Here is a 15191-nt window from a genome sequence, read left to right on the forward strand (position 1 = left end):
GTTGCGTAATTTTGGTTACTCTTTCTCGATGCGAAGTTGATGGATCAATGGCTTATTACCCTTATTCTTTAATAAGAAATATACCCTGAATGTTTCCTTGCCTGTATCCAGACTACCAATGGCGTAGCGGGCATCTTCCTTTCCGCCCTGGTGGATCACCCGGAATTCCCTGGGTTTATTTTTAGTAAAGAAATCCTTCAAAATCTGTTCTGCCTGAGCCTGCGAACATACGTTTTCCCTGTTTAAAATAACAAGCTCAACATTATCGTTAAAGTAAGCTGCCAGCGTTTTTGCATTTCCGGAGCTTAACCCGATAATAATTTGGTCCGGCATTTGTGCATATAGTGCAGTGGCCGGAAGGATAAACAGGAACAAGGCGATCAAAATTTTTCCTGCCTTTTTCTTCATATCGCTATATTTAGTTACCGAAACAGTCATGCAACAATCATGCAAAACATCAAGCAAGATACAAAAATATTGTAATTCGAAAGGGTCGAACAGTGGCTCTCCTTTTAAATCATTAAATTTAACCATCACAAAATAACTCAGGGAAATTGAAACATGAAAGTAACACTGGTAGTCATCGGTAAAACGGATAAGGATTATTTAAAAAAGGGAATCGATATTTACGGTAAACGACTGTTTCATTATCTGCCATTTGAGATAAAAACTATCCCGGATATCAAGAACAGTAAAAATCTGACCACCGAACAACAGAAAGAAAAAGAAGGCGTCCTGATTTTAAATCAGGTTACCGCCATGGATCAACTCATTCTGCTTGATGAGAAGGGTGAAGAACTTAGTTCAGTTGATTTTTCGAAATGGATGGAGAAACGCATGGTCGCCGGAACAAAACATCTGGTTTTTGTCATTGGCGGCCCTTATGGTTTTTCACCGGCGGTTAAGGAACGGGCAAACGGGAAATTATCACTGTCGAAAATGACTTTTTCTCACCAGATGGTCCGATTGATTTTCATTGAACAACTCTATCGTGCCATGAGCATCTTAAATGGCGAACCTTATCATCACGAATAAATCCTATGCGAAAAATCTGGCGTCAACACCGGCTACTGCTTTTCTCTATTATTTTTCTGGGCGTTGCCTGGTTTGGGGAACACCTTCTTCTTAACAATTCTACACTTCATCACGAGGTAACTCATGTTGCTCATGTGGTAGAGGAAAAAGAATCAGTGCTCGATGAGGTTTTGGAAAATGTGGCACTTCATCCTGTCGCTGTTTCCTCCGACCGGTATTCGTTAAAGGTTGCCAACCACTGGGATAAACTGTCAAAAGAAGGAATCTCATTCAATATTTATCGGGGTGATTCGCTGCTATTCTGGACGTCATCTGAAACTGCATTCGACGATTCATTACCGCTTATTTCAGCTGATGAGTCAGTTCAAAAGTTGCCAACAGGATGGTATATGGTCAAACGGGTAAAAGCAGACAGCCTTACATTGGTCGGTTTTATTCTGCTCAAACAAGTTTATCCATATCACAACAAATATCTTCGTGATCATTTCCCGGACGATTTCCGGTTGCCGCCAGACTTCTTAATTCAAAAAAAACCTTCTGCCAACCCTGTTTACAATGTAAACGACAGCAATGGAAAATTTCATTTCTCGCTGGAACCTACCGGAGAACTGGTTTCTCCGGAATATGATCTTTATTTCCCATCCGGCTTGTATTTTATCTCATTGCTCTTTTTATTAATCTATACCGTTCAAATACTGAACCTGCGAACTCCTATTAGAGGACCCGTAAAAATCATTTTTAGTTTACTGATTGCTGTCGGGATTTATTATCTCGTTAACCAACTGGATCGACCGGCTATTTTCGAATACCTGCGGCTGTTTTCACCCGTATACTTTGCCGCCGGGTCATGGCTGCCTTCACTGGGCGAATTTTTCCTCCTCTCCTTGTTATTACTTTATGTGGCGCTGGTATTCTTCCGTTCATTGGATGTCAAAGATTTTCATCACCCCAAATGGGGCCGTTTTTCACTGGTACTCCCATTTCTTTTTGCCGCATTCTATTTTACATTCACCATTTTTCTGTTTCAGGTTCTCATCCTGAACTCTTCGATCGATTTTGAGTTTTACCAGGAAATGCGAATCTCCCTTCCCAATGTTTTGGGATTCATTTCGCTGGTCCTTCAGTGTCTGGGATTCCTGCTCATCGTCCTTCGCCTGCGATTCATTGCCGGTAGTATTCTTAACCTGAAACAATATCTTTTATATGCAGTTGTTTCGGCCGTATTGGCTCTTATCATTTTCATGCTGGGCGGACAAGCGGTCAACTGGTTTCCATTTTCTTTTTACATCATTGTTATTACAGCGCTCTATTTTATTCGCTACGATGCCTTACTGAAATACCGGACAACATTCCTTGTCGTTTATTCCCTCCTGGCAGCATTGCTTTTCGATCATATGCTATTTGTTCAGGTGCAGGAGCGCAATACCAATATTCAAAAAGTACTGGCCGTTAACCTGGCATCGGAACGTGACCCGGCAGCCGAGCTATTTCTTTCCGATTTGGAACCACGTCTCCATCGCGATACGCTTCTTCAAACGCTTCTTGTTCCACCGTACGATGTGCTGGAGCAATACCTGCGAAAAAACTATTTCACCGGCTTTTGGCGCGATTATGATTTGCAGGTAACGGTTTGCGGTGACCAGGATAGTGTGCTGGTGAAACCCGACAACGATTTGCATCCGTGTCACGCTTTCTTCGAGAATATGGTATCGCAAAGCGGAGTGGAAATACCGGGCAGCGATTTCTATTTCATGGACAAGCTAAACGGACGCATCTCCTACTTTGGACAAATGGGCTTCAAAAGCGCAGTCGATGGAAGACCCCTTACCGTTTTTGTGGAATTGAATTCCCGGTTAATCCCGGAAGGACAAGGTTACCCCGAGCTTCTGCTTGACGAACGGGCTGCGCGTAAAAATCGTCGCGACGGCTTCTGCTATGCAAAATATTACAACAATCAATTGGTCGATCGCAGCGGTAAATTTGCATATACATTATCTATTAAGGAATACCTTCACGGGAATGGGGAATTTTACTTCTACGATCTCGATGGCTATTCACATTGTGCTTACCACATCAGTGGCGACAATTATACGGTCGTCAGTTACCCGAAAATGTCTTTTGTAAAACGGCTGGCATCATTTCCATATTTGTTTTTACTTACTTACATCGCCGGGCTACTGGTGATCGGTCTGACGAACCCGAAAGGCTGGTATTTCTTCCGGCGACACTGGGACTTCCGCCGAAAAATTCAATTCTCGCTCATTTCCATTTTGCTGGGAACTCTACTGATCATTGGATTTGGTATTATTGCCTATAACTATGCACAATTCAAGGCATCTATTCAGGAAAACCTGAACGAAAAAATCAGAACAGTATCTGCTGAGCTGGAAATGAGGTTGGGACGCGAAGATCAGATTTCTCCCGACATGGAGAATTACCTCGATTTTGAATTGATTCAGCTTTCAGATATTTCCTGGGTCGATGTCAATCTCTTTGATACATCCGGGACGCTGATTGCCACTTCGCGCGATGAAATTTACGAACGAGGTTTGACTGCTCCAAGAATGAATCCGCGGGCATTTTATGCCATGTCGGTGGAGCACCGGACCAATTATCTTCATCGGGAAAAGTTGGGAAACATGACCTTTTACTCATCGTATGTCCCGGTTTTCAATAACAACAACGAACTGTTAGGCTACCTGAACATTCCCTACCTCAGCAAACAAAACGAGTTGATGCAGCAAATTTCGGGTTTTATTGTGGCCTTCCTCAACATCTACATTTTCCTTACCCTCATTAGTGTCATGGTGGCGGTATTCATTAGCAGCCGCATCACGGCGCCGTTGCGAACCATCGAGGAGAACCTGCGCGGTATCCAACTGGGAAAAGCCAACGACAAAATTGACTACCGTGCCAACGACGAAATCGGCCGGTTGGTAAAAGAATACAACCTAAAGGTGGACGATCTGGCAGAAAGTGCCGATTTGTTGGCACGTTCGGAGCGCGAAAGTGCCTGGCGGGAGATGGCAAGACAAATTGCTCACGAGATAAAGAATCCACTCACCCCGATGAAGCTGAGTATTCAATATCTCCAACGTGCCCGTCAACAGGAAAAAGAAAACTTCGATGAATACTTCCAGCAAGTAACCAAAACACTCATCGAGCAGATAGAAACACTATCCGCTATTGCATCGGCCTTTTCCAACTTTGCCCGGATGCCTAAAGCTCATTACGAGAAATTGGACTTATGTGACCGGCTTCAGGAAGTTGCGAATCTTTTCGATAACAACCCACAAGCCTCGGTTCGTTTCGAACAGTCATCCAGTTGCCCGGTATTTGTTCTGGCTGATAAAGAACAGCTGAGCCGGGCCTTCATCAACCTGGTGAAGAATGGTATGCAAGCTATTCCCAGGAACCGGAAAGGTTCGATTGAGATCAGGCTGGATGCCGAAGCAGAATACGCACAGGTAGAAGTATCCGACAACGGAATTGGCGTAGCCGAAGAGCTCAGAAGCAAGTTATTCGAGCCAAACTTCACAACCAAAACCAGTGGTATGGGACTGGGGCTGGCCATTACCAAAAACATTATCGAAAACCTAAGCGGGAAAATCTGGTTTGAGACATCGCCCAATAAGGGTACCTGTTTCTTTATCCGGTTACCATTATACAACAAAGAACTCCATGAAAATCACGATTCTGAATGACAATACAGCCGGCAAGGTTTGCCGTGCGGAACATGGATTATCCTTTCTGATAGAGGCCGATCAAACCATCCTGTTCGATACAGGACCGTCAGATATTATTCTTCACAATGCCCGAATCTTAGGAATCGACCTGAAAACGATTGACGCCATCGTGTTGAGTCACGGTCACTGGGATCACGCCAATGGCTTGATGCATCTCGGGCACAAGCCACTCATATTGCATCCCGATGTGTTTCTTTCCCGTTTCCGGAAAGCCGATCATTCACCGCTGGGTATGCCGGCAAGTCGCGAAGAACTCTCCAAACGATTCGAGATTATTAAAAGTCGCGAACCCTACCCCATTTCGGATGAACTTTGGTTTTTAGGCGAAATTCCCCGCGTCACGGATTTTGAGGCAAAAGAAACGCCGTTCGAGCTGGCAGATGGCAGCGATGATTTTGTTCCCGACGATTCAGGAATGGTGGCACTGACTGACCATGGACTCGTGGTGATTTCAGGATGTGCCCATGCCGGCATCTGCAACATAGTGCTGCATGCGCAGAAAGTTATTCCAGGGTTTCCGGTATATGCCGTCATTGGTGGGTTTCACCTGACCAGCGAAACGGAAGGAGTTGAAAAGACCATTGAATTTATGAAGGAACACAAGGTTACCCGGGTCATTCCGTCACATTGTACTGGCTTACCCGCATTGACCCGCTTTTACCAGGAATTTCCTTTTATGCAGATAAGAACAGGACAAACGCTGGAATTCTAAATAAAAAAAGCCGGCAGTGAACTACCGGCTTCCAGTTTTATCTTAATAATCGATCTTAATTCATGATTTCAGTTCCCATGTAAGGCACCAACACTTTCGGTACGCGAATACCGTCCGCGGTTTGGTAATTTTCCAGAATAGCTGCAACAATGCGCGGCAATGCCAGTGCGCTTCCGTTCAACGTATGTGCAATCTGCGGCTTTTTCTGGCCTTCTTCGCGGTAACGCAATTTTAAGCGGTTCGCCTGGAAGGACTCGAAATTGGAAACCGATGAAACTTCCAGCCAACGTTCCTGTGCGGCCGACCACACTTCGAAATCGTAAGTGAGTGCTGATGTGAAACTAATGTCACCGCCACAAAGACGTAGGACACGGAACGGCAGTTCGAGTTTTTCGACCAGCGATTTTACATAGCCCACCATTTCATCCAACACTTCGTACGATTTATCTGGATGTGCTATTTGTACCACTTCCACTTTGTCGAACTGGTGCAAACGGTTCAATCCACGAACATCTTTTCCATACGAACCAGCCTCACGGCGGAAACAAGCCGAATAGGCAGTGTATTTAATCGGAAATTCTTTGGCATCCACAATCACATCGCGGAAAATGTTGGTTACCGGAACCTCTGCCGTTGGAATCAGGTAGAGATTGTCGGCAGTGGCATGGTACATCTGTCCTTCCTTATCGGGAAGTTGGCCGGTACCAAAACCTGATGCTTCGTTGACCACGTAAGGAGGTTGCACTTCGGTATAACCGTTTTCGCGTGCCTGATCGAGAAAGAAATTAATGAGCGCTCGCTGCAAACGGGCTCCCCAACCTTTGTAAACCGGGAAACCTGCACCGGTAATTTTCACACCCAGTTCAAAGTTAATCAGGTCGTACTGCTCAGCCAGGTCCCAGTGTGGCTTGGCATTTTCACCCAATTCAGGTTTTACGCCACCTTCTTCCACCACCAGGTTATCTTCGTCGGTTTTTCCTTCAGGAACCAGCGGCGAAGGAATATTCGGTAACTGCACCTGCAGATTCATCAACTCTTCATCTATCCGGTCGAACTCCTGATCCATCTCCTTAATCGACTCTTTCAATTCAGCGGTACGGGCTTTGGCAGCATTGGCTTCATCGGTTTTTCCCGATTTAAACAACATGCCGATCTCTTTCGAGAGTTTATTCATTTCCGCTTTGCGCGAATCCACTTCGTTTTGGGTTTCGTTACGCTTACGGTACAAGTCAAGTACCTGGTCGACAATCTCACGCGCGTCGAACTGCTTTACAGCCAATCGTTCGACAACCAAATCAGGGTTTTCCTGGATAAATTTCAGACTTAACATGGTCGGTATGTTATTTTCTATAATTAACTGTTAATCGCGAATAGTTGACAAATTTAAGCATAAAAAAATCTCCTGCCTCATTACCGGAGTAACAAAACAGGAGATAAATATCGTTGAGCTGAATACGGTCGTTTATTCAGCAACTTCTACATACGGTTCTACCGTTACGTAGGATCTGTTGTTCCGTTTTTTCTGGAATTTTACGGTTCCGTCGATCAGGGCAAACAAGGTGTGGTCTTTACCCATACCTACATTATCACCCGGATGATGAGCGGTACCACGCTGACGTACCAAAATGTTACCAGCTTTGGCAACCTGGCCGCCATAAATTTTCACTCCCAGTCGTTTACTTTCCGATTCGCGACCGTTTTTGGAACTACCTACTCCTTTTTTATGTGCCATGGTAAAATGTTTTTAACGTTTACGCAACTACTTCAGCAATTTGAATTTGAGTAAAAGACTGACGGTGTCCGTTTTTTACCCGGTAACCTTTCCGGCGCTTTTTCTTGAAAACAATTACTTTGTCACCTTTTACGTGTGTAAGCACCTTGGCAGTAACCTTAGCCCCTTCCACTACGGGAGTTCCAACTTTTACTTCGCCTTCGTTGTCAACCAGCAATACTTTGTCGAATTCTACGTCAGCGCCTTCTTCATTCTGGAGACGATGTACGAAAAGCTTCTGGTCTTTTTCAACCTTGAACTGCTGTCCGGCGATTTCTACAATAGCGTACATTTCTGTTCTTTTAACTGTTATGTCCGGAAGGCGGATATACAATTAATATACATCACTTGAAGAGCCAACTCGGATTTATTTGGATTGCAAAAGTATGCATTCTGGTTTTGATTACCAAAGTATTAACCAAAATATTTTTGACTTTACTCACGCTATAAATCAACCCTGCATGGTGGTTTCATCCCTTTACCCCTTAAAATCCCTAAACTATTTTTATATTTGTTCTCATAGTCTTTATGATACCATTAAGACCTGATGAGAAAAATAAAACTTAATATTCTTGGATTATCCTACAGTCAAACCCAGTCGGGAGCCTATGCTCTTGTGCTGTCGGAAGAAGATGGTAACAGGAGAATTCCAATCATAATCGGCGCCGTAGAGGCGCAGGCAATTGCGATTCAACTTGAAGGTTTGAAACCTCCCCGACCGTTAACCCACGATCTGTTTTTAAACACGGCGTTGGCCTTTCATATCGATGTCGTTGAAGTTTTCATCCATAAGCTGGAAGAAGGCATCTTTTATGCCGAACTCGTTTGCGAACAAGACGGAAGTAAAATAACTGTCGATTCGCGTACTTCGGACGCTGTAGCCCTCGCCCTCCGTTTTGAATGTCCTATCTATACTACGGAGGATATTCTGGATAAAGCGGGTATCATACTCGATTTCGAGGAAGAGGAAAGCGAAGAGGACGAGAACTCAGACGCAGAGAAAGAAATGGTTGGACCGGAAGATGACGAAGATTCTGACTATTCTGTTTATTCTACCGAAGAGCTCAACACCATGCTTGACAAAGCTGTCTCGGAAGAGGATTACGAAAAAGCCTCCGAAATCAGAGACGAAATATCAAGAAGAAAAAAAGAAGATTAATTCATTTTCACAGGCATTTATGAACAATACTAAAATGCGCTTAATATTGATGAACTTTTTAGAGTTCTTCGTATGGGGCGCCTGGATGATGACTTTAGGCACGTATGCTTTTGGCGTGAAGCATTGGGATAGTGCCGAATTTGGCATTATCTTCTCCACAATGGGAATTGCATCGCTGTTTTCACCAGCGCTATTTGGTATTATCGCCGACAAATGGGTAAAATCAAACGTTTTGTTTGGTATACTACATTTACTCTTTGCTATTACGCTATGCATATTGCCAATGATTAATAATCCGTGGGTGTTTTTTGGATTCATGTTGTTAGCCATGTGCTTTTACATGCCAACCATTGCACTTAATAATTCCATTGGATTTGAGTTGCTTGTGCGGGAAGGAAAAGATCCGCAAGTGGCCTTTCCTCCTATCAGGGTTTGGGGTACTATTGGTTTTATTGCAGCTATGTGGATTACCAATATCGTTAAACTAGCTGTACCTGATATTTTTACGAAAGGATATTTTGCCGGTTATAGCTTTTTGATTGGAACAGCGGGTGCAGTTGTTTTGTCTATTTTTACATTTACACAAATTCCTTCCATTGAGCCCGAAAACAAAATGAAAGGCTCTAAAAAACTGGTCGACAAATTAGGATTGCAAGCTTTTAGTCTGTTCAAAGATTCTAAAATGGCTGTGTTTTTTATTTTTAGCATTTTGCTGGGAGCCGCACTTCAACTCACGAATGCTTATGGCGATGCATTCATTAGCAGTGTAAATCATCCGTTCACTAAAGAATATAGTACCATAATTCTATCTGTCTCTCAGGTATCGGAAACACTGTTCATTCTTACCATCCCATTCTTTTTACGCCGGTTTGGTATTAAAAAAGTAATGCTGATGAGCATGTTCGCATGGATGTTGCGTTTTGGCTTATTCGGTATTGCGGGGCCAACCCTGTGGGGCATTGTATCGATTTTTGCTTCATGTATTGTGTATGGTATGGCTTTCGATTTCTTCAACATTTCAGGAGCTTTGTTTGTAGAAGAAGCAACAGGCGAGAAAATTAGAAATTCAGCCCAGGGAGTGTTTATGATGATGACCAATGGAGTAGGTGCTGTGCTTGGGAATGTTGCTGCAGGATATGCTATAAAAATGTTTTTTACCGGCAGCAATGGTTCGCTAGATTGGCCATCTATCTGGTATACATTCGCAATATATGCATTGATTGTTGCTATTTTATTTATGGTTTTGTTTAAATATAAACATACTCCTAAAAAGAAATTGGAACTATCATGAATGGACAATGAGCTGAGCTCATGAAAATTTAGACGATGAAACAATACCTCGATTTACTCCAGCATGTTCTCGATAATGGTGCTCCGCGTGAGGACCGCACCGGAACCGGAACCCTTAGTGTTTTCGGTCACCAGATGCGTTTCGATTTGTCGGAGGGTTTTCCGGTATTGACTACCAAAAAGCTGCACCTGAAGTCGATTATTCACGAACTACTTTGGTTCCTGAAAGGTGAAACCAACGTAAAGTATTTGCAGGAAAACGGCGTACGAATCTGGAATGAATGGGCTGACGAAAATGGCGAACTGGGGCCTATTTATGGTTACCAGTGGCGGTCGTGGCCTACACCGAAAGGTGAGCACATCGATCAGATTTCCAATGCCATCGATCAGATAAAAAATAACCCGCTTTCGCGCCGCATCATTGTGAGTGCATGGAACGTTGGGCAACTCGACGAGATGAATTTACCGCCGTGTCACATCCTCTTTCAGTTTTATGTAAATGATGGTAAACTTTCGTGCCAGCTGTACCAGCGAAGTGCTGATATTTTTCTGGGTGTACCCTTCAACATTGCCTCGTATGCTTTGCTGACGATAATGATGGCACAGGTAACCGGATTGAAACCGGGCGATTTTGTGCATACATTAGGTGATGCGCATATCTATAATAACCATATGGAGCAGGTAAAACTGCAGTTGACGCGCGAACCGTATCCGCTGCCGCAGATGAAAATCAATCCGGAGGTGAAAAGCATTTTCGATTTCAAATACGAAGATTTCGAGTTGGTCGGTTACCAGTCGCACCCACACATCAAAGGAAAAGTATCGGTATGATTCATCAGAATATCTCCATCATTGTAGCCATTGCCAAAAACTATGCAATTGGTAGCAACAATAATCTGCTGTTTTATTTACCTGATGATCTGAAACGATTCAAGCGGATTACAACTGGTCATCCCATTATCATGGGAAAAAACACGTTGTTGTCACTCCCTAACGGTCCACTTCCCAACCGAAGAAATATTGTTATCTCACAATCACTGGAATCATTCGAAGGTGTTGAAATTGTTCGGAGTATAGAAGAAGCCATTGAAAAAGTGAAAAACGAAAAGGAGGTATTTGTTATTGGCGGAGGGATGATTTATGAACAATTCTATCCTATCGCAGGAAAACTCTACCTAACCCTGGTACATGAGAAGTTTGATGCCGATACTTTTTTCCCAGAGATAGACTATACTGAATGGGAAGAACTGGAACGGGAAGAGCATCACGACAAAAAGAATAATTTCGATTACACTTACCTCACTCTTCAGCGTTAAGCTATTCGAATTGCTTTCCTTATTTATCTGTTTTGTCGTAGTACTATTCGGTGCATCAGGTAAAAAATGGCAATCATTCCGAGAGCAAGACCAACCTCCTCAAAAAGCAACCTTCCATTATCATCTGGCAATTGATTTTTCGCAATCGATATCAATGGATTACCATCCAGCCAGGAAAAGAAAATGAGAAAATTCCAGGCAATGTGAAAAATAATACTCGAAAAAAGTGATCGGGTAGTGACATATAACAAACCGGAAACCACCCCTAACAGGAGGGCCGTGAGCAGGTGTTCATTCCCCCATTGTGCCAGTGAGTAAAAAAAAGAGGAGATAACAATTGCCTTGGTAACATTGAGTTTTAGCAACATGTGCCCCAATAACATTCCCCTGAAAAAGAACTCTTCAATTAATGGCAACAGGATGACAAATAAGATGAACGTTAAAGGATTAGGAGTCAATCCAAATGGATGAGGATTCATTCCTCTGAGATCGATGGGTTGCAGAAAATGCAATGGCCCTGCCCCTAAAGCAAAAACAACTGTTAACAACATTACCATCGGGATAACGAGTGTAGGCAATGCCCGAATCCTTAAATCAACCGCTTTTGCTCCGCAAAAATTCACACCAGCATACAAAATCAGCATTGTTACCACCCATATTCCGCCATGAAATAGGAAATTATTGCCCTCCCAGTGAAAAAGCTCTGAGATACCCAGAAGCATCCAGATGGCTAAAACGACAATAGAGCCAACAAAAAACAACCATTTTAGTGGTGGCAAGTACTGATTGGAATAGGAGGTAAAACTGAATCTTTTTTTCATAATCCTAATTTCAATACACCTATCGATACGAATGATGCTGAAATGAAATTAGAATCATTAATCGAGACAATCAACTTTTTTCCGTGAATGGCCGATTTTATATGGTGAAGGCCGTAAACTTTCTGACGAACGGAATTTCTAACACAAAAAAATCCCCGGATTTTGGTCCGGGGAACTATCTTGTTTAATCGTCAAGCGATAAAAGTTTTCCTAAGTTCTCGAAGCGTTGGCTATAATCGGCAATCGATCGTTTGATCACCTCTATCGCTTCATCATGTTCGTAAATATGCGTAATCTCCGAATTACGAACTTCATCCGGGATATCCTTGTAGGTAAGGAAATAGTGTTTCAACCGGATGATAATGTTTTCAGGAACATCTTTGAGTGAAGTAAAATGACTGTAGACAAAGTCATTATCCAGAACCGCAATGATTTTATCATCCGCTTCGTTCTTGTCAATCATCCGAAAACCACCGATAGGACGAGCCGATACCAGAATATCACCGTGATGAATGGCCTTCTCAGTCAATACCACAATATCAATCGGGTCACCATCACCTTTTATTCCGGGACGCCCGGTTTTCTCGCTACAATAATCACCGACCTGTTTGCCACAATACGTCTGTGGAATAAAACCGTACAGAGCGGGAACCACATTGGAATACCGCTGAGGGCGGTCGATTTTCAGGTAGCCTGTATCTTTATCTACCTCGTACTTAACGGTATCTGTTGGAACCACTTCAATATAAGCGGTCACTTTTTCCGGAGCTTCACTACCGATATGCACTCCGTGCCAGGGATGCGATTTATAGCGCAACCCCATCAGCCGGCCTATCGGATCCGAAAATTTATCAGCCATAGTTCATTTATTTTAAGACACAAAACTAAACAAAAGATTCAAGGACTGGTTCAAACCTGCCTATTATTCAACTGAACAACATCTTATTCTTTACCCAGTTTTCTTCCCTGCCACTACCACAATGGACTTCCTCAGTTCATTACCCTGACCGTCAATTAAGGTAATGAGATGTTTCCCTACCGACGGACTCACTGGCATCTGGTGCTTTCCTGTTGTTTGCCCGAGGTATTTATCATCGAGATGCCAGTAAATCACAGCATCCGGATTGGCATGAGCTGCTTCCAGTATAACTTTCCCGGGCGAACCATCCAGTTGTACGGGCACAAACACCTGGTTGTTTTCCCGCGGGTAAATCATCTCCATCACTTTTGAGGCAGGTGTTTCGGCACAATCAGGCCGAAAAGGCGGCAGCGGTTTGTACAACGTATTTCTTCGCTTATAGTACCACTCCATTACGGGTGGCAGCACAAACCACGATTTGTGAATCATTTTGTCCACCGCCACACACTGACTTGTTACCTGCCATTTCCCGGTCGGATCGAGGTGCACCAACCGGTGAAACGGACAGGCTTTTGTGTTCAATCCTTTCAGCATAATCCACGTCGTATCGGCATCGGTACAATAGGGTCCCATCCGATATCCGCTTTCGCGACATAAGGGGACTCTGACCATCTCATCCACCGGCTGCGTAAACCACTTTCCGGCAGGAAGCAGATGGAAAATATCGAACATGATGGGCGCGGCAGCTGTTGTTCCGGTCAGCCCGGGACGACCTTCGCCGTCGGCATTGCCGCACCAAACGGCTACCAGGTAATTCCTATCGAGCCCCACGGCCCAGCCATCACGGAAGCCAAAGCTGGTTCCGGTTTTCCAGGCAACCTTCCAGGAAGAGGCGAATGATTCCCAGCCGGCTTCTTCCGACGGCCGATGGACCTTCAACAATGCTTCAAAAGTTAACCATGCGGCTCCGGCCGAAATTGGAATATTTTTCGCTTCCAGTTTCGAATAATTCTTTTCCTGGTAAGACGGTTCCCGGAAATCATTCGCCAATGCTTTTCCGTCCGCCGTTTCGTAATGTATAAGGATGCGTCCGAGCGACGAATAAGCTCCGGCCAAATCCCACAAATCCACTTCGCCGCCTCCCAAAATCAGCGAAAGTCCGTAATGCCCAGCTGGTTGGTTTAGCGTGGAAAAATGCAATTGCTTCAGCAATGAATGAAAACGGGCGACGCCGAAATCACGCAACATACGGACGGCCGGAATATTCAGCGATTTGGACAATGCCATGGAAGCGGGAACGGCTCCTTCAAATTTCAGGTCAAAGTTCTGCGGACTGAATCCACCGATATTCGTTGGAATATCCGGAATCAACGTGTTGGGAAGAATTAAACCGTCATCCTGCATAGCGGCATAAAGGAAAGGTTTCAGGATACTTCCCGAACTTCGCGGAGCAGTTACCACATCCACATCCCCGCCATGTTCACCGTTCCCCCTGTCCGGATCGTTTCCAATGTATGCGAGCACCTCTCCTTTTTCCATATTCAACACCAAAGCCGCCGCGTTAAAAACGCCGTTGGCTTTAAGAGAAACAAGATGTTGCCGGACCACATCGTTCACATGCTCCTGCAGATTACGCTCTATAGTCGTTTTAATGCGTTCACCAGAATGTTCAGTTAAAACCCGGTTCAACAACTGTGGAGCAATTCGCGGAATAGCATAAACTTTTTTCGGAAGCACCTCCAGTTTGGACAGCCGGCAGGTCATCGAGTCAATTTTCCCCTGATGTTCCAGCCGGTCAAGCAACCGGTTTCGTTTCGCCAGCAACAGCTTGTTTTGCCTTCCGGGATACATCAGCGAAGGCGCGTTGGGCAAAACGGCCAGCGTAGCTGCCTCGCTCCACGACAACTGGTCGGGACTGCGACCGTAATACCGCCAGGCCGCTGCGTCCAACCCGACAACATTTCCCCCGAAAGGAGCATGAGAAGCATATAAACACAGGATTTCATCCTTGGAATAACGCACCTCGGCACGGACAGCCAGTGCCATTTCCACCAGCTTTTGCCAAAGGTTACGCGGTTTTCCCTTCCGGGAAAGACGAATGAGCTGCATGGTAATCGTGCTTCCTCCGCTAACAATTCGCCCGTTCCGGATATTCTGAATCATCGCGCGTCCCAGTGCCAGTGGATTGACCCCGGGATGCTGGTAAAAATGCTCATCCTCAAAAGCGAGAACCGCGGTTTTGTACTTTTCCGGTAACGATTTAATTTCGGGAAAACGCCACTGCCCGTCATTGGCGATGTGGGCACCAAGCAATGATCCGTTTTCGCTTTCGATGACGGTAGAGCAAGGGTCCGAAAAAAGTGGATTGGGTAGGCTGAACCACCAAGACACGAAAAGTGCCAGCAGTCCACCACCAACATACATCTTCCACTTTTTCCGAACCCTCAACTTCCTCATGCTCATTCGTCCATCTTCCGGGAAA

The 15191-nt window shown here is 44.5% G+C and carries 14 protein-coding genes; 7 read left to right on the forward strand and 7 right to left on the reverse strand.

All coding sequences use genetic code 11. From position 1 onward, the window contains the following. Window positions 1-15: 15 nt before the first annotated feature. A complete protein-coding gene (locus T426_RS0113775; RefSeq protein WP_051568997.1) occupies window positions 16-408 on the reverse strand; it encodes a DUF4783 domain-containing protein in 393 nt (130 codons plus the stop codon). Window positions 409-561: 153 nt separating this feature from the next. On the opposite strand from T426_RS0113775, the gene rlmH reads away from it, so the two are divergent. Genes rlmH through T426_RS0113790 form a run of 3 tightly spaced genes read left to right on the forward strand, consistent with a single transcriptional unit; the run spans window position 562 to window position 5493 of the window. After that, window positions 562-1035 carry a 23S rRNA (pseudouridine(1915)-N(3))-methyltransferase RlmH gene (rlmH, locus tag T426_RS0113780; RefSeq protein ID WP_025863113.1) on the forward strand — a complete coding sequence of 158 codons (474 nt, stop codon included), beginning with the start codon at window positions 562-564 and terminating at the stop codon, window positions 1033-1035. Between the two features lie 5 nt (window positions 1036-1040). Then, window positions 1041-4739 carry a sensor histidine kinase gene (locus tag T426_RS0113785; protein ID WP_027585856.1) on the forward strand — a complete coding sequence of 1233 codons (3699 nt, stop codon included), beginning with the start codon at window positions 1041-1043 and terminating at the stop codon, window positions 4737-4739. Then, window positions 4717-5493, forward strand: coding sequence for an MBL fold metallo-hydrolase (locus tag T426_RS0113790; RefSeq protein ID WP_025863111.1), 777 nt, complete (start codon window positions 4717-4719; stop codon window positions 5491-5493). The genes T426_RS0113785 and T426_RS0113790 overlap by 23 nt, the downstream gene beginning before the upstream one ends. 55 nt (window positions 5494-5548) lie before the next feature. Here T426_RS0113790 and serS read toward each other — a convergent pair whose 3' ends face one another. From serS to rplU, 3 genes are all read right to left on the reverse strand, one after another. Continuing rightward, on the reverse strand, window positions 5549-6823 hold the full coding sequence (gene serS, locus T426_RS0113795; RefSeq protein ID WP_025863110.1) for a serine--tRNA ligase: 1275 nt from the start codon (window positions 6821-6823) through the stop codon (window positions 5549-5551). 132 nt (window positions 6824-6955) lie between these two features. Further along, window positions 6956-7225 carry a 50S ribosomal protein L27 gene (gene rpmA, locus T426_RS0113800; protein WP_025863109.1) on the reverse strand — a complete coding sequence of 90 codons (270 nt, stop codon included), beginning with the start codon at window positions 7223-7225 and terminating at the stop codon, window positions 6956-6958. Window positions 7226-7244: 19 nt separating this feature from the next. After that, window positions 7245-7556 carry a 50S ribosomal protein L21 gene (gene rplU, locus T426_RS0113805; RefSeq protein ID WP_027585857.1) on the reverse strand — a complete coding sequence of 104 codons (312 nt, stop codon included), beginning with the start codon at window positions 7554-7556 and terminating at the stop codon, window positions 7245-7247. A 255-nt stretch (window positions 7557-7811) separates the two neighbouring features. Between rplU and T426_RS0113810 the strand changes: the two genes are divergently transcribed. From T426_RS0113810 to T426_RS0113825, 4 genes are read left to right on the forward strand one after another with little or no spacing between them, the layout of a single operon-like run. Beyond that, window positions 7812-8423: a bifunctional nuclease family protein gene (locus T426_RS0113810; RefSeq protein ID WP_025863108.1), complete on the forward strand. Its 612-nt coding sequence runs from the start codon at window positions 7812-7814 to the stop codon at window positions 8421-8423. Next, on the forward strand, window positions 8341-9714 hold the full coding sequence (locus T426_RS0113815) for an MFS transporter (RefSeq protein ID WP_234406387.1): 1374 nt from the start codon (window positions 8341-8343) through the stop codon (window positions 9712-9714). Before T426_RS0113810 ends, T426_RS0113815 begins: the two co-directional genes overlap by 83 nt. Before the next feature lie 35 nt (window positions 9715-9749). Continuing rightward, window positions 9750-10544, forward strand: a complete 795-nt coding sequence (locus tag T426_RS0113820; RefSeq protein WP_025863106.1) for a thymidylate synthase — start codon at window positions 9750-9752, stop codon at window positions 10542-10544. Beyond that, window positions 10541-11029: a dihydrofolate reductase gene (locus T426_RS0113825; RefSeq protein ID WP_036985456.1), complete on the forward strand. Its 489-nt coding sequence runs from the start codon at window positions 10541-10543 to the stop codon at window positions 11027-11029. The genes T426_RS0113820 and T426_RS0113825 overlap by 4 nt, the downstream gene beginning before the upstream one ends. A 23-nt stretch (window positions 11030-11052) precedes the next feature. Here the strand turns inward: T426_RS0113825 and T426_RS0113830 are convergent, their stop codons facing one another. The 3 genes from T426_RS0113830 to pbpC all read right to left on the reverse strand — a co-directional run bounded on the left by T426_RS0113830 (window position 11053) and on the right by pbpC (window position 15172). Continuing rightward, entirely contained in the window at window positions 11053-11850 is a 798-nt protein-coding gene (locus T426_RS0113830) for a CPBP family intramembrane glutamic endopeptidase (RefSeq protein WP_025863105.1), read from the reverse strand. A gap of 184 nt (window positions 11851-12034) precedes the next feature. Next, window positions 12035-12709: an inorganic pyrophosphatase gene (locus T426_RS0113840; protein ID WP_025863104.1), complete on the reverse strand. Its 675-nt coding sequence runs from the start codon at window positions 12707-12709 to the stop codon at window positions 12035-12037. Window positions 12710-12799: 90 nt separating this feature from the next. Then, entirely contained in the window at window positions 12800-15172 is a 2373-nt protein-coding gene (gene pbpC, locus T426_RS0113845; RefSeq protein WP_153637571.1) for a penicillin-binding protein 1C, read from the reverse strand. Between the last annotated feature and the right edge of the window lie 19 nt (window positions 15173-15191).

The organism is Prolixibacter bellariivorans ATCC BAA-1284, assembly GCF_000621705.1.
In the GTDB taxonomy this organism is placed as follows: domain Bacteria; phylum Bacteroidota; class Bacteroidia; order Bacteroidales; family Prolixibacteraceae; genus Prolixibacter; species Prolixibacter bellariivorans.

Excerpts from the sequence above, each read along its gene's own strand:
- T426_RS0113775 (WP_051568997.1), bottom strand. The coding sequence starts at position 408 with ATGAAGAAAAAGGCAGGAAAAATTTTGATCGCCTTGTTCCTGTTTATC.
- rlmH (WP_025863113.1), top strand. The coding sequence starts at position 562 with ATGAAAGTAACACTGGTAGTCATCGGTAAAACGGATAAGGATTATTTA.
- T426_RS0113785 (WP_027585856.1), top strand. The coding sequence starts at position 1,041 with ATGCGAAAAATCTGGCGTCAACACCGGCTACTGCTTTTCTCTATTATT.
- T426_RS0113790 (WP_025863111.1), top strand. The coding sequence starts at position 4,717 with ATGAAAATCACGATTCTGAATGACAATACAGCCGGCAAGGTTTGCCGT.
- serS (WP_025863110.1), bottom strand. The coding sequence starts at position 6,823 with ATGTTAAGTCTGAAATTTATCCAGGAAAACCCTGATTTGGTTGTCGAA.
- rpmA (WP_025863109.1), bottom strand. The coding sequence starts at position 7,225 with ATGGCACATAAAAAAGGAGTAGGTAGTTCCAAAAACGGTCGCGAATCG.
- rplU (WP_027585857.1), bottom strand. The coding sequence starts at position 7,556 with ATGTACGCTATTGTAGAAATCGCCGGACAGCAGTTCAAGGTTGAAAAA.
- T426_RS0113810 (WP_025863108.1), top strand. The coding sequence starts at position 7,812 with ATGAGAAAAATAAAACTTAATATTCTTGGATTATCCTACAGTCAAACC.
- T426_RS0113820 (WP_025863106.1), top strand. The coding sequence starts at position 9,750 with ATGAAACAATACCTCGATTTACTCCAGCATGTTCTCGATAATGGTGCT.
- T426_RS0113825 (WP_036985456.1), top strand. The coding sequence starts at position 10,541 with ATGATTCATCAGAATATCTCCATCATTGTAGCCATTGCCAAAAACTAT.
- T426_RS0113830 (WP_025863105.1), bottom strand. The coding sequence starts at position 11,850 with ATGAAAAAAAGATTCAGTTTTACCTCCTATTCCAATCAGTACTTGCCA.
- T426_RS0113840 (WP_025863104.1), bottom strand. The coding sequence starts at position 12,709 with ATGGCTGATAAATTTTCGGATCCGATAGGCCGGCTGATGGGGTTGCGC.
- pbpC (WP_153637571.1), bottom strand. The coding sequence starts at position 15,172 with ATGAGCATGAGGAAGTTGAGGGTTCGGAAAAAGTGGAAGATGTATGTT.